This is a genomic window from Pseudomonas sp. S2_A10 (assembly GCF_054668465.1).
Window position 1 is genome coordinate 343,672 of the sequence record NZ_CP162773.1, and the last position, 18,645, is coordinate 362,316.

Sequence of the window (18,645 nt, forward strand, 5' to 3'; positions counted from 1 at the left end):
CGCGAATGCGATATTCCAGTCACCCTATCGTCGTCTGACCCACCGAATTCGCGAGCAGGCTCGCTCCCACAGTGGGTTTCCGGGTGTCGGGAGATGAAACTTCTGTCATGAAACTTACCGCCCTGCGACCGAATGTCGCGGTTTACGCGGCCTGCAGCTTTGTTGCGAAATTCGCAACAACACCTTGCGCCAATTGGCGGTTTACTTAGCTGGCTACCAAATCCTATAACAGAGTCCTGCACATGCCTTGGTGCAGTAACTTGAGATCTGGAGCTAGCAGATGACTGTAAAAGTAACTGAACGCGACGATTCACACATGTCCCACGAAGGCCTGGCCGCCGGCATCCGTATCTGGGATGTGCATCAACAAGACTTGCTGGTCGGCATGTTCCACAACGAGATCGATGCGCATAACTACAAGGCCGAGTTGGAAATGCAAGAACAGCAACGAGAGCTGAAGTCTGCCTGAGGCAACCACAGCATTGAAAACGACAAACCCCGCCATGAGCGGGGTTCGTCGTTGTTACAGCCGAGGCTTTACCACATCAGATCATCAGGGATCTGGTACGCCGCATACGGATCGTCCTCAGCGTTGACCTCTTCGGTCTGCACGTTGAGCTGGACAATGCGCTGCGGGTCGCGCTCCTGGATCTTCAGCGCCGCTTCACGGGGAATCACTTCATAGCCGCCATTGTGGTGCACGATCGCCAGCGAACCGCTGCTGAGCTTGTTGCGCATAAGCGTGTTGACCGAGATGCGCTTGACCTTCTTGTCGTCGACGAAGTTGTAGTAGTCCTCGGTGGTCAGCTTGGGCAGACGCGAGACTTCGATCAACTGCTTGACCTGCGCAGCGCGGGCCTTGGCCTCGGCCTTCTCCTGCTGCTGACGGTTAAGCTCCTGGTCGCGCTTGACCTTCTCGGCCATGGCTTCCTGGGCGGCGCGCTGCTGCGAATCGTCCAGCTCGGCCTGGCCTTTGTGAGCCAGGCGCTGTTGCTTCTGCTTGTCTTTGCTGACCTGCTTGGCCTGCTTTTGGTTGACCAGGCCTGCTTTGAGCAACTGGTCGCGAAGGGAAAGGCTCATCAATGCTTACTCACTTGGGCAACGGCTCAGCCGCAGCTGGGCTCATTCTTTTCCTGGCGTTTGGCTTCGCCCCACAGGGCGTCCAACTCTTCGAGGGTGCAATCTTCCATGGGACGGTGGGTGTCGCGCAATGCCTGTTCGATAAAACGGAAACGTCTTTCAAACTTGCCGTTGGCGCCGCGCAAGGCGGTTTCCGGATCGACCTTCAGATGCCGGGCCAGATTGACCACGGAAAACAGCAGATCGCCGATCTCGTCGGCCACCGCCACCGGATCGTTTTCGGACATGGCTTCGAGCACTTCATCGAGCTCTTCGCGAACCTTGTCGAGCACCGGCAAAGCGTCCGGCCAGTCGAAACCGACCTGCCCGGCGCGTTTTTGCAACTTGGCCGAGCGCGACAGTGCCGGTAAGGTGGCCGGCACGTCGTCGAGCAAGGACAACTGCTCGGGCGCCGAGGCTTTCTCGGCACGCTCTTCGGCCTTGATCTCTTCCCAGCGCTGCTTGACCTGCTCTTCGCTCAAGCGCGGCACGTCGAGCGGCGCGTACAGGTCGCCCGTCGGGAACACATGCGGATGACGGCGGATCAGTTTACGCGTGATGCTGTCGATCACCCCGGCAAATTCGAACCGCCCTTCTTCCTTGGCCAACTGGCTGTAATACACCACCTGAAACAACAGATCGCCCAACTCGCCTTGCAAATGGTCGAGATCGCCACGCTCGATGGCATCGGCCACTTCATAGGCTTCTTCGAGGGTGTGCGGGACGATGGTCGCGTAGGTTTGCTTGATGTCCCACGGACAACCGAACTGCGGATCGCGCAGACGGCTCATCAAGTGGAGCAGGTCTTCGAGGCTGTACATCATTTTTCTGTCTCACCACAAAACCATTGTGGGAGCGAGCCTGCTCGCGAAAGCGCTGTGTCTGCAACAAAGATGTCGACTGACACGCCCTCTTCGCGAGCAGGCTCGCTCCCACAGGGAACAATCAATTGCATCACGGGGTACGGTTACGCCGCGTTTCGATGATGTTCGGCAATTGCGAAATCCGCCCCAGCAACCGCCCCAGCGCATCCAGACCGGGGATCTCGATGGTCAGCGACATCAGCGCAGTGTTGTCTTCCTTGTTCGAGCGGGTGTTGACCGCCAGCACGTTGATGCGCTCGTTGAGCAGCACCTGCGAGACGTCACGCAGCAGCCCGGAACGGTCGTAGGCGCGAATGATGATGTCCACCGGATAGGTGAGCACCGGCACCGGGCCCCAGCTGACCTGGATGATCCGCTCCGGCTCGCGCCCGCCCAGTTGCAGCACCGAGGCGCAGTCCTGGCGGTGAATGCTCACACCACGGCCCTGGGTGATGTAACCGACAATCGCATCGCCCGGCAGTGGCTGGCAGCAACCGGCCATTTGCGTCATCAGGTTGCCGACGCCCTGGATCTGGATATCGCCGCGCTTGCCCGGCTTGTAACCGGTCGCCTTGCGCGGGATCAGTTCCAGTTGCTCGTTGCCGCGCTCAGGCTCGACCAGTTGCTGCGCAAGGTTGACCAGATGCGCCTGACGCAGGTCACCGGCACCGAGGGCGGCGAACATGTCTTCGGCGGTTTTCATGTTGGCCTTTTCGGCCAGCTTGTCGAAATCCACCGCCGGCAGGCCGAGGCGATTGAGTTCGCGCTCGATCAGGGTTTTACCGGCCGCAACGTTCTGATCGCGAGCCTGCAATTTGAACCAGTGAACGATCTTCGCCCGCGCGCGCGAGGTGGTGACGTAACCGAGGTTCGGGTTCAGCCAGTCGCGGCTCGGCGTGCCGTGCTTGCTGGTGATGATCTCGACCTGCTCGCCGGTCTGCAGGCTGTAGTTCAACGGCACGATGCGGCCGTTGATCTTCGCGCCCCGGCAGTTGTGGCCGATTTCGGTGTGTACCCGATAGGCGAAATCCAGCGGCGTTGCGCCTTTCGGCAAGTCGATGGCGTGACCGTCGGGAGTGAAGATGTAAACCCGATCGGGCTCGATATCGACGCGCAGTTGTTCGGCCAGACCGCCGATATCGCCCAGCTCTTCATGCCATTCGAGCACCTGACGCAGCCAGGAAATTTTCTCTTCGTAATGGTTCGAGCCGGATTTGACGTCGGTGCCCTTGTAGCGCCAGTGCGCGCAGACGCCGAGTTCGGCTTCTTCGTGCATGGAGTGGGTGCGGATCTGCACCTCGAGGACCTTGCCTTCCGGGCCGATCACCGCCGTGTGGAGCGAGCGGTAGCCGTTCTCTTTCGGGTTGGCGATGTAGTCGTCGAATTCTTTCGGGATGTGCCGCCACAGGGTGTGGACGATACCGAGCGCGGTGTAGCAGTCGCGCATTTCCGGCACCAGCACGCGCACGGCGCGAACGTCGTAGATCTGGCTGAATTCCAGACCCTTGCGCTGCATTTTGCGCCAGATCGAGTAGATGTGTTTCGCCCGGCCGCTGATGTCGGCATCGACACCAGTGGCCTGCAGTTCGTCCTTGAGCTGGGTCATCACGTCGCTGATGAAGCGCTCGCGATCCAGCCGCCGCTCGTGGAGCAACTTGGCGATCTGTTTGTATTGATCGGGTTCCAGATAACGGAAGGACAAGTCCTCCAGTTCCCATTTGATGTGACCGATGCCGAGGCGATGCGCCAGTGGCGCATAGATGTCGAAGACTTCGCGAGCGACGCGGTTGCGCTTTTCATCGTCAGCGGTTTTCACCGCACGGATGGCGCAGGTGCGTTCGGCCAGTTTGATCAGCGCAACGCGCACGTCATCGACCATGGCCACGAGCATCTTGCGCAGGTTCTCGACCTGCCCTTGGGTGCCCATGACCATCGATTGCCGTGGGCTGAGACTGGCGCTGATGGCCGCCATGCGCTGCACGCCGTCGATCAGCTTGGCCACCACCGGACCGAAGCGCTGGCCGATGGCCGCCAGCTCGATCTGGCCTTCGCGCACGCCGCGATACAAAACGGCGGCGACCAGCGAATCCTGGTCGAGCTTGAGGTCGGCGAGGATCTCGGCGATCTCAAGGCCAGTGCTGAAACTGCCGGAGCCTTCGGCCCACAGATTCTTCTTCGCATTGGACTGCTGTTCGGCCTCGCGAGCGAACTCGCAGGCTTCTTTCAAGGCCTCGCGATCCAGTGCCAGATCGACACTGACCGCGTGATCGAGCCAGGCCTCGAGATTGATACTGCCGTCGGTGTTGATCGGCTGGTGTGCTCTCACCTGTACCATGCTGCTTTACCTTCCCTACGACGCAGATTCAATGCGTCAAATCGCTGATCCTCAGTGTCCGTTCGCGCTCGCGGGGCTCAGGCGAGCGCTGCGCGGACAGATCAGACGGATTCAGACGAGCCGTCCTGGCTCGCTTCAAATAACGCCATGGCCTCGACATGTGCCGTCTGAGGAAACATATCGAGAATCCCGGCACGTTTTAACCGGTAGCCCTGCTTGATCAATTCCTGCGTGTCGCGCGCCAGCGTGGCCGGGTTGCACGACACATATACCAACCGCTTGGCACCCAGGGTCGCGAGCTTGCGCACCACCTCGAAAGCACCGTCACGCGGTGGGTCCAAGAGTACCGCAGAAAAGCCGTTTCCGATCCACTGGGCATCGCTCAAAGGCTGGGATAAATCGGCTTGAAAAAACTTTGTGTTATGCAAATTGTTACTGACGGCATTTGCAGCGGCACGCTCGACCATGGTCTGCACACCCTCCACCGCCACCACTTGACGGACGCTTTTGGCCAGCGGTAGCGCAAAATTTCCCAACCCGCAAAACAGGTCGAGCACGCGTTCTTCAGCCTTCGGTTTAAGCCAGTCCAGCGCCTGAGCGATCATCGCTTCGTTGACCCCGGCGTTGACCTGAACGAAGTCACCCGGCCGGTACGCCAGCTCGAGATCCCACTGTTCCAGGCGATAGCCGAGGCTCTGACCGGCTTCGACCGGTTGCGGTTCACCTTCGCCATGCAGCCACAACTGCGCTTCATGGAACTGGCAGAAATCCTTGAGAATGGTCAGATCCGCTTCGGACAACGGCGCCATGTGCCGCAGCAATAGCGCCAGAGATGAGCCGCTGAACAACTCGACATGGCCCAGCGCCTGCGGTTTGCTCAAGCGCCGCAGCATCTCTGGCAAGCGGGTCATGATCGGTTGCAAGGGCTGTACCAGCACCGGGCATTCGCTGATCGCGACGATGTCCTGACTGCCGGCAGCGCGGAAACCCACTTCGAGTTTTTTGCCTTCATGTCCCAGCGCACGGCGATGCGCGCGCGCCGACGGTAGCCGAATTCCGGGCCGCTCAGCGGCGCCGCCCACTCTTCAGGTTCGACACCGGCCACCCGCGACAATTGCTCGGCGAGCATGCGCTGTTTCAGGGCGAGTTGTTCAGCGTGGGGCAAGTGCTGAACGCTGCAACCGCCACAGCGGCCGAAGTGTGGGCATGCTGCCGGGCGCCGCAATTCGCTGGCCTTGAACACGCGCTCGGTACGAGCCTCGACCACTTTGCCGTGGGCGCCGAGCACCCGTGCTTCGACCTCTTCACCGGCAAGGGCGCCGAGGACGAACCAGGTTTTGCCTTCGAAAAACGCGATACCGCGACCGTCATTGGCCAGGCGCTCGATACTCAAGCGCTGCTTTTTGCCGGTCGGGATCTGTGGCGCCTTGCTGCCGCCGGTGGGCTGGAAGCGCAGGCCTCGTTCGTGCTTGGCCATCAGTTCGGCGCGTCGAAAATGCCGGTCGACAGATAACGGTCGCCACGGTCGCAGATGATCGCAACGATCACCGCGTTTTCAACTTCTCTGGACAGGCGCAGCATCGCTGCCACCGCACCGCCCGAGGACACGCCGCAGAAGATGCCTTCTTCGCGGGCCAGACGCCGGGTAACGTCTTCGGCTTCGCTTTGCGCCATATCGACGATGCGATCGACGCGGTCAGCCTGGTAAATCTTCGGCAGGTATTCCTGCGGCCAGCGGCGGATGCCGGGAATGGCCGAGCCTTCCATCGGTTGCAGGCCGACGATCTGTACGCTGTCGCTCTGTTCTTTGAGGTAGCGCGACACGCCCATGATGGTCCCGGTGGTGCCCATCGAACTGACGAAATGGGTGATGCTGCCCTGGGTCTGACGCCAGATTTCCGGACCGGTGGTGGTGTAGTGCGCTTCCGGGTTGTCGCCATTGGCGAACTGGTCGAGCACCTTGCCACGGCCTTCGGCTTCCATACGCTGGGCCAGATCGCGGGCGCCTTCCATGCCCTCTTCCTGAGTCACCAGAATCAGCTCGGCACCGTAAGCGGTCATCGCCGCTTTACGCTCGGCGCTGGAGTTGTCCGGCATGATCAGGATCATCTTGTAACCCTTGATCGCAGCGGCCATCGCCAGCGCGATGCCGGTGTTGCCGGAGGTCGCCTCGATCAGCGTATCGCCGGGATTGATCTGCCCGCGCAACTCGGCGCGAGTGATCATCGACAACGCCGGGCGGTCCTTGACCGAACCCGCCGGGTTGTTCCCTTCGAGCTTGAGCAAAAGGGTGTTGCTGGTGGCGCCGGGCAGGCGCTGCAAACGCACCAGCGGCGTGTTGCCGACGCAATCGGCGATGGTTGGGTACTGCAAGGTCATGGCGTATTCGCAATCCAGACGTGCGGGGGCGCCTATCATACCGGCAAACCCGCGCAGGCCATATCACGCAAAGTGCGGTGCTTATGGTTTATGGGAATAAGCAAATAAAAGTCGCGCCAGTGGTGCGACTTTTATTTGAGTAACACTCAGTTCTTGTGGTGATGCTTGAATTCGCGAGCAGGCTCGCTCCCACAGGGGATGAATTTTGCTTATGCGATCTGCGGTGAATGCACAGCCATTGTGGGAGCGAGCCTGCTCGCGAAGGCGTCCGCATGGGCGACGCCATCATCCGCCAGCAAGCGCAAATTCAACCGCAGCCCCGCCCCGGTGTTTTGCGCCCAGAGCAACCCGCCCTGGCGCTGCACCGCATTACGCGCAATGCTCAAGCCCAGGCCAAAGCCACCATCCCCGGGTCTCGATCCGTCCAATCGAATGAACGGCGAAAAGATCCGCTGCAGATCTTCGTCAGCCACGCCGCCGCCCTGATCCTCCAGCCACAAATGCCAATACTCGCCATCGCGCCGTGCATCGAGACGCACGATGCCGCCCTCGGGCGAGTGACGAATGGCGTTGCGCAGGATGTTTTCCAGCGCTTGCGCGAGGGTATTGAGGTTGCCGCGCACCCAACACGAAGCTTCGACCGAGCATTGCAATTGCAGGCTCGGCCAGCCGCTTTCATAACAGGCGTTGTCGGTGAGCATTTCCCACAGTGCCTGAATCTGGATCGCTTCATTTGGTAACGGCGAGCGGTCGGTGTCGAGCCAGGCCAGTTGCAGGGTGTCTTCGACCAGCCGCTGCATGCCGTCGACCTCGCGGCCGATGCGCTCGCGAAGCTGCGGCAGACCTTGTTCGCTTTCGCTGGCCACACGCAGACGGCTCAGCGGCGTGCGCAGTTCGTGGGACAAGTCGCGCAATAACTGCTGCTGCAAGGCGACGGTGGTTTGCAGGCGCTCGGACATGGAATCGAAGGCCCGCGCCAGTTCACCGAGTTCATCCGGGCGCTGGGTGATGCCGCTCGACAGGCGCACATTCAACTGGTCGGCGCGCCAGGCGTTGGCCTGTTCGCGCAGGTTGTTCAGCGGCACCACCAGCAGGCGATACAGGCCGACACAGAGCAACAGGGTGAACAGCCCGGGAATCACGCCGTTGGTGATCACCCGCCAGAACACCCGGTACTTGCCCGGAACAAAGCGCTCGGGCAACTCGATGACCAGAATGCCGGCGGCCGGATCCTGCGGGAACGGCACCCGCAGCCAAGGTCGGCCCTTCTTGTGGATCGGCCAGTCGAGGCCGCGCAGGAAGGTCAGGTGCTGCACCTCCGCGGCGTTCAACGGCTGATTGCTCAGCGACTGCAAATCAGCGCCGATCACCCCGACCCAACTGGCCTCGCGCAATTCCATGCTCTGCAACCAGTCATCGACGCCATTGCGCCCGCCGCGCTGCCACGCCTGTTCGGCTTGCGCGGCGTAACGGCTGAGGGTGCTGCGGGCGTCACTGGAGAGGAACTGATTGCGCTCCTCCATGTAGCGGCCCCACGACCAGCTCAACCAGATCATCAGCAGACAGAACGCCACCAGCAGGCACGCCAGTTTCCAGAACAGCGAATGCCGCCCCGGCAGTTCAGACAGTTTCATCGGCGCCGCTCAAGACATAGCCCTTGCCCCACACCGTGCGCACTTCGCGCTCGGTGTAACCGATGGCTTTGAGTTTGCGGCGGATCTGGCTGATGTGCATGTCGAGGCTGCGGTCGTGCGCCGCAAAGCCGCGTTGCAGGACGTGCTGATAAAGGAAGGCCTTGCTCAACACTTCCTCGGTGTTGCGGTGCAGGGTTTCCAGCAGACGGAATTCGCTGCGGGTCAACCCGGCCGCTTGCTCGCCGAAGAACACGTCGCAGTGTTCGTCATCGAAACGCAGGGTGCCGCTGACCACCGCAGCGGTAACCGCAGGCGGGCGCCGATCCAGCGCCACCCGGCGCAGGATCGCTTCGATGCGCACATGCAACTCGGCCATGCTGAACGGCTTGGGCAGATAGTCATCGGCACCGAGGCGGAAACCGCTGATGCGATCGGCCTCGGCACCCAGCGCCGACATCAGCAGCACCGGCGTCGAATGGCTCTGCCGCAATTGCGTCAACAACTGCAGACCATCGAGCCCCGGCAGCAGAATATCCATCAGCACCACGTCGAAAGGCTGACGCTGGGCGATGTTCAGACCTTCCTGGCCGTTCTGGCACCAGGTCACCTGAAAACCGCTGCGGCCCAGATGCTCGTGCACATACGCGCCGAGGACCGGGTCGTCTTCAATGGAAAGGATGCGTGGCTGGCCAACGGAAACAGGAGTCATGAGTATCTGCAAGTAATTCTCAGTTGGCGGATTATTCAAGATTGTCCGACAGCGGGCAACACAAGCTTGGCCTGTCGGACGAACGAGTGCGTCGGCGGCGCTGCATTTTCCGCAAGATTGCCCGCCTGCAAATCGCTACACTGCGCCCATGTCGCGTGCCGGATGCACGCATGTGTCAACAGATCAGCGGGATGCGGGAGATAGGCGTGCTCAAGAAACTGGGAATCAAAGGTCGCGTGCTGTTGCTGACCTTGTTGCCGACCAGCCTGATGGCGCTGGTGCTGGGTGGCTATTTCACCTGGACGCAGCAGACCGACCTGCACAGCCAATTGATGCAGCGCGGCGAAATGATCGCCGAGCAACTGGCGCCGCTGGTGGCGCCGGCGATGGGTCACGGCGACGCCGATCTGCTTGAACGCATCGCCACCCAGTCCCTTGAACAACCCGATGTGCGCGCGGTGACCTTCCTCGCGGCGGACCGCTCGCCACTGGCCCACGCCGGCCCGACCATGCTCAATCAGGCCCCGAGCGGCGACAGCGCGCTGTTGCAACGACGCAGCGGCAATGACGCGACGCGCTACCTGATGCCGGTGTTCGGCAAGCACCGCAACCTCGCCGGTGAAATCATTCCCGAAGAATCCGAACGCCTGCTCGGCTGGGTCGAGCTGGAGCTGTCGCACAACGGCATGTTGCTGCGCGGCTATCGCAGCCTGTTCGCCAGCCTGCTGCTGATCGCCGCCGGACTTGCCGGCGCCGCCCTCCTCGCGTTGCGCATGGGCCGCACCATCAACCGTCCGCTGAGCCAGATCAAACAGGCAGTCGCGCAGCTCAAGGACGGTCATCTGGAAACCCGCTTGCCGCCCCTCGGCAGCCAGGAGCTGGACGAACTGGCCTCGGGTATCAACCGCATGGCCGGCACCTTGCAAAACGCTCGCGAAGAATTGCAGCACAGCGTCGATCAGGCCACCGAAGACGTGCGGCAGAATCTGGAAACCATCGAGATCCAGAACATCGAACTGGACCTGGCACGCAAAGAAGCGCTGGAAGCCAGTCGGATCAAATCCGAATTCCTCGCCAACATGAGCCACGAGATCCGCACGCCGCTGAACGGCATTCTCGGCTTCACTCACCTGTTGCAGAAAAGCGAACTGACCCCGCGCCAGCTCGACTATCTGGGCACCATCGAAAAGTCTGCCGACAGCCTGTTGGGAATCATCAACGAGATTCTCGACTTCTCGAAGATCGAGGCCGGCAAACTGGTGCTCGATCACATTCCGTTCAACCTGCGCGACCTGCTGCAAGACACCCTGACCATTCTCGCCCCGGCCGCGCACGCCAAGCAGCTTGAGCTGGTCAGTCTGGTCTATCGCGACACGCCGCTGTCGCTGGTCGGCGATCCGTTGCGTCTGAAGCAGATCCTCACCAATCTGGTCAGCAACGCAATCAAGTTCACCCGCGAAGGCACCATCGTCGCCCGGGCGATGCTCGAAGACGAACACGAAGACAGCGTGCAACTGCGCATCAGCATTCAGGACACCGGCATCGGCCTGTCGAATCAGGATGTGCGCGCGCTGTTTCAGGCTTTCAGTCAGGCCGACAATTCGCTGTCGCGCCAACCCGGCGGCACCGGCCTGGGGCTGGTGATTTCCAAGCGCCTGATCGAGCAGATGGGCGGCGAGATCGGCGTCGACAGCACGCCGGGCGAAGGTTCGGAATTCTGGATCAGCCTGAGCCTGCCCAAGACTCGCGACGACGCCGAAGACCTGCCCGCCGCGCCATTGCTCGGACGCCGCGTGGCAGTACTGGAAAATCACGAACTGGCGCGTCAGGCCTTGCAACATCAGCTGGAAGACTGCGGACTGCAAGTTACGCCGTTCAATACCCTGGAAAGCCTGAGCAATGGCGTTACCGGCGCGCATCAGACCGATCAGGCGATCGATCTGGCGGTGATCGGCATCACCAGCAACGACATGCTCCCGGAACGTTTGAATCAGCACATCTGGGACCTTGAACATCTGGGCTGCAAAGTGCTGGTGCTGTGCCCGACCACCGAACAGACGCTGTTTCATCTGTCGGTGCCCAACCCGCACAGCCAGCTGCAAGCCAAACCGGCGTGTACGCGCAAGCTGCGCCGAGCGTTGTCCGATCTGGTCAATCCGCGCCAGACCCGCAGCGAACCGGGCGAGCCGCTGTCCAGCCGTGCGCCGCGCGTGCTGTGTGTCGACGACAACCCGGCCAATCTGTTGCTGGTGCAGACCCTGCTCGAAGACATGGGCGCTCGAGTGCTCGCGGTCGAAAGCGGTTACGCGGCCGTCAAAGCCGTGCAGAGCGAATCTTTCGACCTGGTGCTGATGGACGTGCAGATGCCGGGCATGGACGGTCGCCAGACCACTGAAACCATTCGCCAGTGGGAAAGCGAGCGGCATTGCACGCCGCTGCCGATCGTCGCCCTCACTGCCCACGCCATGGCCAACGAAAAACGCGCGCTGCTGCAAAGCGGCATGGACGACTATCTGACCAAACCGATCAGCGAGCGGCAACTGGCGCAGGTGGTGTTGAAGTGGACCGGGCTGGCCCTGCGCAATCAGGCGCCGGAGCGCAACGGCGACAGCGCGGCGAGTCAGCAGGAACTGCCGGTGCTCGATCACGAAGAAGGCTTGCGCCTGGCGGCGGGCAAAGCGGATCTGGCGGCAGACATGCTCGCCATGCTGCTGGCCTCGCTGGAAGCCGACCGCGAAGCGATTCGCGCCGCCCGTGACAGCCACGACCAGAATGCCCTGCTCGAACGCGTGCACCGTTTGCATGGCGCCACCCGTTATTGCGGCGTGCCACAACTGCGCGCCGCCTGCCAGCGCAGCGAAACCCTGCTCAAGCAGGACGATCCGAAAGCCGCCGCCGCGCTGGATGAACTGGAGCGCTCGATCAATCGACTCGCGGCGCAGGCGCGCATCAGCGCCTGATCCACGGCAAGGCGCTGCACGCGCAAAGCGCTACAGTTGTCGCGGGCCATTGCGGCCCGCGTCGATGTTCCAGGAGGATTCATGCGCACAATCTTTTTCAGCAGTCAGACCTACGATCGCGACAGCTTTCTCGGCGCCGACTGCCCGGCCGGGCTTGAATTGCATTTTCAAGCGGCGCGACTGAGCCTCGATACGGCGGCGCTGGCCGAGCAGCACGAAGTGGTCTGCGCGTTCATCAATGACGACCTCAGCGCCCCGGTGCTCGAACGCCTCGCGGCTGGCGGCACGCGGCTGATTGCCCTGCGTTCGGCCGGTTACAACCATGTCGACCTGCCGGCGGCGAAACGCCTCGGCCTGGCCGTGGTTCGTGTGCCGGCCTACTCGCCGCATGCCGTGGCCGAACATGCCGCGGCGCTGATCCTCGCCCTCAATCGTCGCTTGCACCGTGCCTACAACCGCACCCGCGAAGGCGATTTCAGCCTGCATGGCCTGACCGGTTTCGATCTGGTCGGCAAAACCGTCGGCATCGTCGGCACTGGGCAGATTGGTGCGACCTTCGCGAAAATCATGCACGGCTTCGGCTGTGAATTGCTGGCCTACGATCCGTATCCCAATCCCGAGGTGCTGGCCTTGGGCGCACGTTATCTGAGCCTGCCGGAATTGCTCGCGCAGTCGCGGATCATCAGCCTGCATTGCCCGCTCAACGAGCAGAGCAAGCACCTGATCAATCGCGACTCACTGGCGCACATGCAGGCGGGGGCGATGCTGATCAACACCGGGCGTGGCGGGCTGGTGGACACGCCGGCGCTGATCGACGCGCTGAAGGACGGTCAACTCGGGTATCTGGGGCTGGATGTTTACGAGGAAGAGGCGCAGCTGTTTTTCGAGGATCGCTCCGACCTGCCGTTGCAGGACGATGTGCTGGCGCGTCTGCTGACGTTTCCCAACGTGATCATCACCGCGCATCAGGCGTTTCTGACCCGCGAAGCATTGGGCGCGATTGCCGCGACCACCCTGCACAACATCGCGACCTGGGCGGCAGGTGCGCCGCAGAACCAGGTCGAGGGTTGAACGGTTTTACTTGGACAGCGAAGACGCCAGGATCAGCAAGCCCAGCCAGCCGAACCCGAGCAGGCGCTGCTTGCTGGAGTGGCCGTTGCGCAGCAGGAACCAGACGAAAAACGCCGGTAGCAGAAACACCATGATTTTCAGCCAGCCCTCCACCGGGCGGCTGCCATCGGCGTTGAGCGGTTGCTGCTCCTCGCGGGCCTGTTCTGCGGCCTGCTGACGACGGCGACGCCCTGCTGCTGCCGGCATCACTTTGGGTAAAGGCTCGGACACTGGCGGCGCAACCGCCTCGGGCACTGCGTTGTTGCGTGGCAGGCTGCCGAAGGAAATCGTCGCGGCTTGCACCGGTGCCGCCGTCGATTGCGCCTGCATGGCGGCGTGCTCGGCCATCGGCGCGCCGCAGTGAATGCACACCAGCGCTTCGGAACTGATGCTCCGCTTGCATTCATAACATTCGATCAGCGCCATGTTCCGTTCCTTCAGATTCGGGGGCCGGCAGTGTGCCATGACTGTCGGCGCATTTGAACCGGATCGAAGGTCGCACGCGTGCATCATTCTGCAATCGAGCCCGTGCTAGCATGTCGCGCATATTTGGAGGACCCATGGTCGAACACGATTTCCGCTACACCCTGATGAACCCGCAACACACCCTCACCGAATGCCGCGCCCTGGTTCCGGGCCGCTATCAGGTGACCGGTAACGGTGGCTCGATCCGCATCGGCGATGCCCTGTTGGTCACCCTCAAAGGCAGCAAGGATTTGTCCATGCGCCTGACCGTCGACACGGTCCGCCACTTGATCAATCCGCCAGGCCAATGGACCGCAATGACCACAGGCCCGGTGTTCGGCGAACTGGCCATTCACACCTGGCAGGTCAACTGCGACAGCTGCGCGAAAGAGCTGAGTTTCGAATTCGCTGTGGATGCCAAACTCGGCAAGACCGCCGAGAAACCCGCCGCCACCGCGCGCATCGCCGAGCTCGGCTGGAAAGCCGTCGGCGACAAGCACCTGTGCCCGAAATGCCAGGAGCCTGCATGATGAAACGCCTCGCCCTGACCGCACTGATCGGTGTCGGCCTGGCTGGTTGCGCCGCAGAGCCGGTGCAACTGCAGCACAACCGCAGCTACATTCTGGAATGGATCGGCGAGCGACCGCTGATGGATTACAGCCATCTGACCGTGACCCTCGGCGATGACGGCCGCGCCTACGGCAACGGCGGCTGCAACCATTGGTTCGCGCCGTACACGCAGGACGGCGACAAGCTGAGCTTCGGCAAGATCGGCAAGACCCGCAAGCTCTGCGCCCCGGCGCTGATGGAGCAGGAACAACGCTTCTTGCAGGCGCTGGAAAAAGTCGAGCGCTGGGACATTTCGCCCATCGAGCAGATACGCTTCTGGCCGGCTGAAGGCAAACCGTTGCGCTGGTGGCTCGAAGAGGGCTAAGCCCCTTCTGTGCCCACAGGGGTTACCTGTGGCGAGGGGATTCATCCCCGTTGGGCTGCGTAGCAGCCCTGAGTTTGCAGTTCGCCTGGAACTGCGCATGGGGCCGCTTCGCGACCCAACGGGGATGAATCCCCTCGCCACAGGTTACTTGTTCCGCAACGCCTCCAGCTTCGCCATCACCCCCGCCGCCGTCTGCTCACCCAGCAACTGCTCACGCACCTTGCCCTTGTCATCAATGATGAACGTCACCGGCAGCGCCTCACTGCGCGGCAGGTCGAACAGCTCGGCCGGATCCTGCGCCAGCACGGTGAACTTGATGCCGAGTTTCTCGCTTGCCTCTTTCAGCTCCGCGCCCTGCACGTTGTCGAAATTGACCCCGAACACCCCGACGTTCTTGCTCTTGAGCTCATCAGCCAAATGATTCAGCTCGGGAATTTCCGTGCGGCATGGGCCACACCATTCGGCCCAGTAATTGAGCACCACCCACTGCTTGTCCAGACGTTCGGACGCTACCTTCTGGCCGTTCTGGTCGATGCCGTAATCATTACCGCAGCCCCCCAGCATCAACGCCCCGATTATCGTCAATGCCGCTGCCAATCGCCGTGTCATGTCGTGTTCCTTGTGAAAATTCGAAAGCGCCTGCGACCCATCGCCTCTGACGGTTCTGGATTGCGCGCCGCACAGTTAGAATAGCCGCCACTTTACGCCAGAAGCGACCCGCCATGACCGATCTGACGCTTTATCACAATCCGCGCTGCTCGAAATCCCGCGGCGCGCTGGAACTGCTCGAAGCCCGCGGCTTGCATCCGAATGTCGTGCGCTACCTGGAAACGCCGCTCAGCGCCGCGCAGATCAAGGCCCTGCTCGGCAAGCTCGGGATCAGCGCGCGACAGCTGCTGCGCAGCGGTGAAGAGGAATACAAAACCCTGAATCTGGCCGACGCCAGCCTCAGCGAGCAGCAGCTGATCGACGCCATCGCCACGCACCCGAAACTCATGGAGCGGCCGATTCTCGAAGTCGGCGACAAGGCCGTCATCGGTCGCCCACCGGAAAACGTGCTGGAGTTGTTGCCATGAGCACGCCGTACATTCTGGTTCTCTATTACAGCCGCAACGGTTCGACCAACGAGATGGCCCGGCAGATCGCCCGTGGCGTCGAGCAGGCCGGAATGGAAGCGCGTCTGCGTACGGTGCCGGCGATTTCCACCGAGTGCGAAGCAGTGGCGGCGGACATTCCCGCTGAAGGCGCGCTCTACGCCAGCCTCGATGATCTGAAGAACTGCGCCGGCCTCGCCTTGGGCAGTCCGACGCGTTTCGGCAACATGGCCGCGCCGCTCAAGTACTTCCTCGACGGCACCAGCAACCTCTGGCTGACTGGCGCGCTGGTCGGCAAACCGGCCGGCGTGTTTACCTCCACCGCCAGCCTGCACGGCGGTCAGGAAACCACGCTGCTGTCGATGATGTTGCCGCTGTTGCATCACGGCATGTTGATCACCGGCCTGCCCTACAGCGAATCGGCCCTGCTCGAAACCGAAGGTGGCGGCACGCCTTACGGGGCCAGCCATCACGCCGGTGCCGACGGCAAGAACGGTCTTGATCAGCACGAAGTGGCGCTGTGTCGCGCACTCGGTCTGCGCCTGGCGAAAACCGCACAGAAGCTGGTGGGCTGATGGCGAAGAAGCCGAAAGTCCTGCCCTCGATAGAGTGGCTAGAGCCACGGGTGAAGGCGATGCGCGTGCTCAGCCTGCTGAGCTTTTTCGCCCTCGCCGGTTTGCTGGCGGCTTATTACCTGCTGTTCGCCGATCTGCATGGCGCGCGGCCTTGGGTGATTCTGCTGGTCGAGCTGATCCCGTGGCTGGTCCTCGCCCCGGCGATGATCATGGGCAGCGCCCGTGGCCATTCGTGGATGTGTTTTGTGGTGAACCTGTACTTCATCAAAGGCGCTCTGGCGGCGTACGACCCCAACCGGCAGTTGTTCGGCCTGCTGGAAATGGCCGCAAGCCTGGCGGTGTTCTGCTCGGCGCTGCTGTATGTGCGCTGGCGCTATCAGTTGAATCGCAAATTGGCTGGCGAAGGCGAGATCAGCGTCGCCTGACCAACCGCTTTCGCGAGCAGGCTCGCTCCCACAGGGAATGCATTCCAGAGGTGGGAGCGAGCCTGCTCGCGAATGCAGCGACGCGGTTTTAATGGTTGACGGTGTAGGCGAGCATCATCGAAATCTGGCTCATCGGCCGTCCGCCGCTCTGTTCGTGCCATTGGTTGAACGCGTTCTGCACCGTCGCCAGATCGCGCTGGCTGGTCGGCACTTTGTCGACGATCTTCTGCGCATTCAGCGCCGCGACCACGTCGTAGCTCGGCACGAACGTGTCCTTGCCGACCATGCGCAAAAAGCGTGGCGCCGACAGCCCGCCAAGTTGGTGGCCGTGCTTTTTCAGGTACGTCCACAGGCCGACGATATCGGTCACCGGCCAGTCGGCGATCAGCGCGCCGAAGCTGCCCTTGTCCTTTTCCACATCGAGAATGAACTGCGCATTGCGCGGCACACTTTTCAGCTTGCCCAGATGGCGGATGATCCGCGCATCCTGCATCAGCCGCTCAAGGTGCTCGGCGCTCATCAGCACGACTTTTTCCGGATCGAACTTGAAGAACACTTCTTCGAACGCCGGCCACTTGGCGTCGACCAGGCTGTGCTTGAGCCCGGCGCGAAAAACCCGCAAGGCCATGGTCGAGAGATAGCGGTCATCGCGGATCTTGCGCAGTTGCGTGGGGGTCTTGGGAACGGGCAGATGGGCTTCCAGTTCAGCCGCCGAACCGAAACGGTTCAGACAGTATTCGTGCAGCCACTTGTAATCGCGCATGCCCTCTCCTATTGAATGAAGCGAAGAAACCAATGTGGGAGCGAGCCTGCTCGCGAAGAGGGAGTCTCAGTCAACCAATCAGTTGAATGACACACCGCTTTCGCGAGCAGGCTCGCTCCCACATTTGAAGGTGTTTACAGATTGACGACATTGACGAAACGCGAAGCCGCGGTCTCGTCGATCTTCAGGCTGGTGAAGTCGAACAGGTTGCGGTCGGCCAGTTGCGACGGCACCACGTTCTGCAGGCTGCGGAAAATCGATTCGGTGCGGCCCGGGGTCTTGCGGTCCCAGTCCTGGAGCATTTCCTTGACCACCTGGCGCTGCAGGTTTTCCTGTGAGCCGCAGAGGTTGCACGGGATGATCGGGAATTGCTTGAGGTCCGAGTAGGCCTGAATGTCCTTCTCGTTGCAGTACGCCAGCGGGCGGATCACCACGTTGCGGCCATCGTCGGCGCGCAGCTTCGGCGGCATCGCTTTGAGGGTGCCGTTGAAGAACATGTTGAGGAAGAACGTTTCGACGATGTCGTCGCGGTGATGACCGAGGGCCATTTTCGTCGCGCCGATTTCGTCAGCGAAGGTGTACAGCGTGCCGCGACGCAGGCGCGAGCACAGCGAACAGGTGGTCTTGCCTTCCGGCACCAGTTCCTTGACCACCGAGTAAGTGTCCTTCTCGACGATGTGATACTCGATGCCCAGTTCTTTCAGGTAGGCCGGCAGCACGTGCTCGGGAAAGCCCGGCTGTTTCTGGTCCATGTTCACCGCGACGATGTCGAACTTGATCGGTGCAACCTTCTGCAGGTGCATCAGCACGTCAAGCATGGTGTAGCTGTCCTTGCCCCCGGACAGGCAGACCATGACCTTGTCGCCGTCTTCGATCATGTTGAAATCGGCGATCGCTTCGCCGGCCAGGCGGCGCAGGCGCTTTTGCAGTTTGTTCTGGTTGACCGTAAGAGTGCCCATGACGCGAAATCCGTGAGGTGTGACGAAAGGCCGGCATTTTACGCAAAAACCCCGGTAGCGCGAAGCATCTGTGGCGAGGGGATTTATCCCCGCTGGGTTGCGAAGCAGCCCCAAAACCTGAGAACTCGTATTGCCTGACACTGCGCGGTGTATGGCTTGGCGACTGCTGCGCAGCCGAACGGGGATAAATCCCCTCGCCACAAAAGTGTTTCAACCCCAAAAATGCCTTCCCCTCAAGACCCCGAGGCGATTACCTGCAATGTTTACAGCGCGATTTGCTCTAAGCCCGGCATACCGGTGCGCTGGACTCCTTTCTATACT

At 61.6% G+C, this 18,645-nt stretch carries 18 protein-coding genes and 1 pseudogene; 8 read left to right on the top strand and 11 right to left on the bottom strand.

The window, feature by feature from the left end:
* Positions 1-280 precede the first annotated feature (280 nt).
* Positions 281-469, top strand: a complete 189-nt coding sequence (locus AB4N41_RS01580) for a hypothetical protein (protein ID WP_042607160.1) — start codon at positions 281-283, stop codon at positions 467-469.
* Between the two features lie 68 nt (positions 470-537).
* Here AB4N41_RS01580 and AB4N41_RS01585 read toward each other — a convergent pair whose 3' ends face one another.
* The 7 genes and pseudogenes from AB4N41_RS01585 to AB4N41_RS01615 form a co-directional block, all read right to left on the bottom strand.
* Entirely contained in the window at positions 538-1,080 is a 543-nt protein-coding gene (locus AB4N41_RS01585) for a DUF2058 domain-containing protein (protein WP_016773645.1), read from the bottom strand.
* Positions 1,081-1,106: 26 nt separating this feature from the next.
* Positions 1,107-1,940 carry a nucleoside triphosphate pyrophosphohydrolase gene (gene mazG, locus AB4N41_RS01590; RefSeq protein WP_024013963.1) on the bottom strand — a complete coding sequence of 278 codons (834 nt, stop codon included), beginning with the start codon at positions 1,938-1,940 and terminating at the stop codon, positions 1,107-1,109.
* A gap of 133 nt (positions 1,941-2,073) precedes the next feature.
* Complete coding sequence (gene relA, locus AB4N41_RS01595; RefSeq protein ID WP_041479585.1) at positions 2,074-4,317, bottom strand: GTP diphosphokinase; 2,244 nt, start codon at positions 4,315-4,317, stop codon at positions 2,074-2,076.
* A 101-nt stretch (positions 4,318-4,418) separates the two neighbouring features.
* Positions 4,419-5,794: pseudogene (gene rlmD / locus AB4N41_RS01600) on the bottom strand (23S rRNA (uracil(1939)-C(5))-methyltransferase RlmD).
* Positions 5,794-6,696, bottom strand: coding sequence for a cysteine synthase CysM (gene cysM / locus AB4N41_RS01605; RefSeq protein ID WP_041479583.1), 903 nt, complete (start codon positions 6,694-6,696; stop codon positions 5,794-5,796). The pseudogene rlmD and the gene cysM overlap by 1 nt, the downstream one beginning before the upstream one ends.
* A 209-nt stretch (positions 6,697-6,905) precedes the next feature.
* Positions 6,906-8,330 (bottom strand): sensor histidine kinase, encoded by a 1,425-nt coding sequence (locus tag AB4N41_RS01610; RefSeq protein WP_252876740.1) that lies wholly within the window; start codon positions 8,328-8,330, stop codon positions 6,906-6,908.
* Positions 8,317-9,039: a response regulator transcription factor gene (locus AB4N41_RS01615; protein WP_095181586.1), complete on the bottom strand. Its 723-nt coding sequence runs from the start codon at positions 9,037-9,039 to the stop codon at positions 8,317-8,319. Before AB4N41_RS01615 ends, AB4N41_RS01610 begins: the two co-directional genes overlap by 14 nt.
* Before the next feature lie 206 nt (positions 9,040-9,245).
* Here AB4N41_RS01615 and AB4N41_RS01620 point away from each other — a divergent pair, with 206 nt between their 5' ends.
* Positions 9,246-11,999, top strand: a complete 2,754-nt coding sequence (locus AB4N41_RS01620; protein WP_056788622.1) for a response regulator — start codon at positions 9,246-9,248, stop codon at positions 11,997-11,999.
* Positions 12,000-12,080: 81 nt separating this feature from the next.
* Positions 12,081-13,070 carry a 2-hydroxyacid dehydrogenase gene (locus tag AB4N41_RS01625; RefSeq protein WP_252876741.1) on the top strand — a complete coding sequence of 330 codons (990 nt, stop codon included), beginning with the start codon at positions 12,081-12,083 and terminating at the stop codon, positions 13,068-13,070.
* Between the two features lie 6 nt (positions 13,071-13,076).
* Here the strand turns inward: AB4N41_RS01625 and AB4N41_RS01630 are convergent, their stop codons facing one another.
* Positions 13,077-13,535 (bottom strand): hypothetical protein, encoded by a 459-nt coding sequence (locus AB4N41_RS01630; protein ID WP_217851845.1) that lies wholly within the window; start codon positions 13,533-13,535, stop codon positions 13,077-13,079.
* A 134-nt stretch (positions 13,536-13,669) separates the two neighbouring features.
* Between AB4N41_RS01630 and AB4N41_RS01635 the strand changes: the two genes are divergently transcribed.
* Both AB4N41_RS01635 and AB4N41_RS01640 read left to right on the top strand, forming a co-directional pair.
* Complete coding sequence (locus AB4N41_RS01635) at positions 13,670-14,104, top strand: hypothetical protein (protein WP_039757838.1); 435 nt, start codon at positions 13,670-13,672, stop codon at positions 14,102-14,104.
* Positions 14,104-14,508: an META domain-containing protein gene (locus tag AB4N41_RS01640; protein WP_041479578.1), complete on the top strand. Its 405-nt coding sequence runs from the start codon at positions 14,104-14,106 to the stop codon at positions 14,506-14,508. Before AB4N41_RS01635 ends, AB4N41_RS01640 begins: the two co-directional genes overlap by 1 nt.
* A gap of 144 nt (positions 14,509-14,652) precedes the next feature.
* Here the strand turns inward: AB4N41_RS01640 and AB4N41_RS01645 are convergent, their stop codons facing one another.
* On the bottom strand, positions 14,653-15,117 hold the full coding sequence (locus AB4N41_RS01645; RefSeq protein ID WP_073472190.1) for a TlpA disulfide reductase family protein: 465 nt from the start codon (positions 15,115-15,117) through the stop codon (positions 14,653-14,655).
* Between the two features lie 113 nt (positions 15,118-15,230).
* Here AB4N41_RS01645 and arsC point away from each other — a divergent pair, with 113 nt between their 5' ends.
* Genes arsC through AB4N41_RS01660 form a run of 3 tightly spaced genes read left to right on the top strand, consistent with a single transcriptional unit; the run spans position 15,231 to position 16,602 of the window.
* The gene (arsC, locus tag AB4N41_RS01650) at positions 15,231-15,584 is read left to right on the top strand and encodes an arsenate reductase (glutaredoxin) (RefSeq protein ID WP_150637577.1); all 354 of its coding nucleotides are present in this window, start codon (positions 15,231-15,233) and stop codon (positions 15,582-15,584) included.
* On the top strand, positions 15,581-16,177 hold the full coding sequence (gene wrbA / locus AB4N41_RS01655; RefSeq protein WP_076563848.1) for an NAD(P)H:quinone oxidoreductase: 597 nt from the start codon (positions 15,581-15,583) through the stop codon (positions 16,175-16,177). Before arsC ends, wrbA begins: the two co-directional genes overlap by 4 nt.
* Positions 16,177-16,602 carry a DUF2069 domain-containing protein gene (locus AB4N41_RS01660; RefSeq protein WP_073472188.1) on the top strand — a complete coding sequence of 142 codons (426 nt, stop codon included), beginning with the start codon at positions 16,177-16,179 and terminating at the stop codon, positions 16,600-16,602. The genes wrbA and AB4N41_RS01660 overlap by 1 nt, the downstream gene beginning before the upstream one ends.
* 88 nt (positions 16,603-16,690) lie before the next feature.
* Here AB4N41_RS01660 and AB4N41_RS01665 read toward each other — a convergent pair whose 3' ends face one another.
* Both AB4N41_RS01665 and ttcA read right to left on the bottom strand, forming a co-directional pair.
* The gene (locus AB4N41_RS01665) at positions 16,691-17,365 is read right to left on the bottom strand and encodes a DNA-3-methyladenine glycosylase I (RefSeq protein ID WP_056788117.1); all 675 of its coding nucleotides are present in this window, start codon (positions 17,363-17,365) and stop codon (positions 16,691-16,693) included.
* Positions 17,366-17,499: 134 nt separating this feature from the next.
* A complete protein-coding gene (gene ttcA / locus AB4N41_RS01670) occupies positions 17,500-18,324 on the bottom strand; it encodes a tRNA 2-thiocytidine(32) synthetase TtcA (protein WP_056788114.1) in 825 nt (274 codons plus the stop codon).
* Positions 18,325-18,645: the final 321 nt, after the last annotated feature.

Coding starts and splice junctions, on each gene's coding strand:
- AB4N41_RS01645 (WP_073472190.1), bottom strand. CDS start 15,117: ATGACACGGCGATTGGCAGCGGCATTGACGATAATCGGGGCGTTGATG.
- ttcA (WP_056788114.1), bottom strand. CDS start 18,324: ATGGGCACTCTTACGGTCAACCAGAACAAACTGCAAAAGCGCCTGCGC.
- AB4N41_RS01625 (WP_252876741.1), top strand. CDS start 12,081: ATGCGCACAATCTTTTTCAGCAGTCAGACCTACGATCGCGACAGCTTT.
- AB4N41_RS01615 (WP_095181586.1), bottom strand. CDS start 9,039: ATGACTCCTGTTTCCGTTGGCCAGCCACGCATCCTTTCCATTGAAGAC.
- cysM (WP_041479583.1), bottom strand. CDS start 6,696: ATGACCTTGCAGTACCCAACCATCGCCGATTGCGTCGGCAACACGCCG.
- AB4N41_RS01660 (WP_073472188.1), top strand. CDS start 16,177: ATGGCGAAGAAGCCGAAAGTCCTGCCCTCGATAGAGTGGCTAGAGCCA.
- wrbA (WP_076563848.1), top strand. CDS start 15,581: ATGAGCACGCCGTACATTCTGGTTCTCTATTACAGCCGCAACGGTTCG.
- AB4N41_RS01640 (WP_041479578.1), top strand. CDS start 14,104: ATGAAACGCCTCGCCCTGACCGCACTGATCGGTGTCGGCCTGGCTGGT.
- AB4N41_RS01610 (WP_252876740.1), bottom strand. CDS start 8,330: ATGAAACTGTCTGAACTGCCGGGGCGGCATTCGCTGTTCTGGAAACTG.
- AB4N41_RS01630 (WP_217851845.1), bottom strand. CDS start 13,535: ATGGCGCTGATCGAATGTTATGAATGCAAGCGGAGCATCAGTTCCGAA.
- mazG (WP_024013963.1), bottom strand. CDS start 1,940: ATGTACAGCCTCGAAGACCTGCTCCACTTGATGAGCCGTCTGCGCGAT.
- arsC (WP_150637577.1), top strand. CDS start 15,231: ATGACCGATCTGACGCTTTATCACAATCCGCGCTGCTCGAAATCCCGC.
- AB4N41_RS01665 (WP_056788117.1), bottom strand. CDS start 17,365: ATGCGCGATTACAAGTGGCTGCACGAATACTGTCTGAACCGTTTCGGT.
- AB4N41_RS01580 (WP_042607160.1), top strand. CDS start 281: ATGACTGTAAAAGTAACTGAACGCGACGATTCACACATGTCCCACGAA.
- relA (WP_041479585.1), bottom strand. CDS start 4,317: ATGGTACAGGTGAGAGCACACCAGCCGATCAACACCGACGGCAGTATC.
- AB4N41_RS01585 (WP_016773645.1), bottom strand. CDS start 1,080: ATGAGCCTTTCCCTTCGCGACCAGTTGCTCAAAGCAGGCCTGGTCAAC.
- AB4N41_RS01635 (WP_039757838.1), top strand. CDS start 13,670: ATGGTCGAACACGATTTCCGCTACACCCTGATGAACCCGCAACACACC.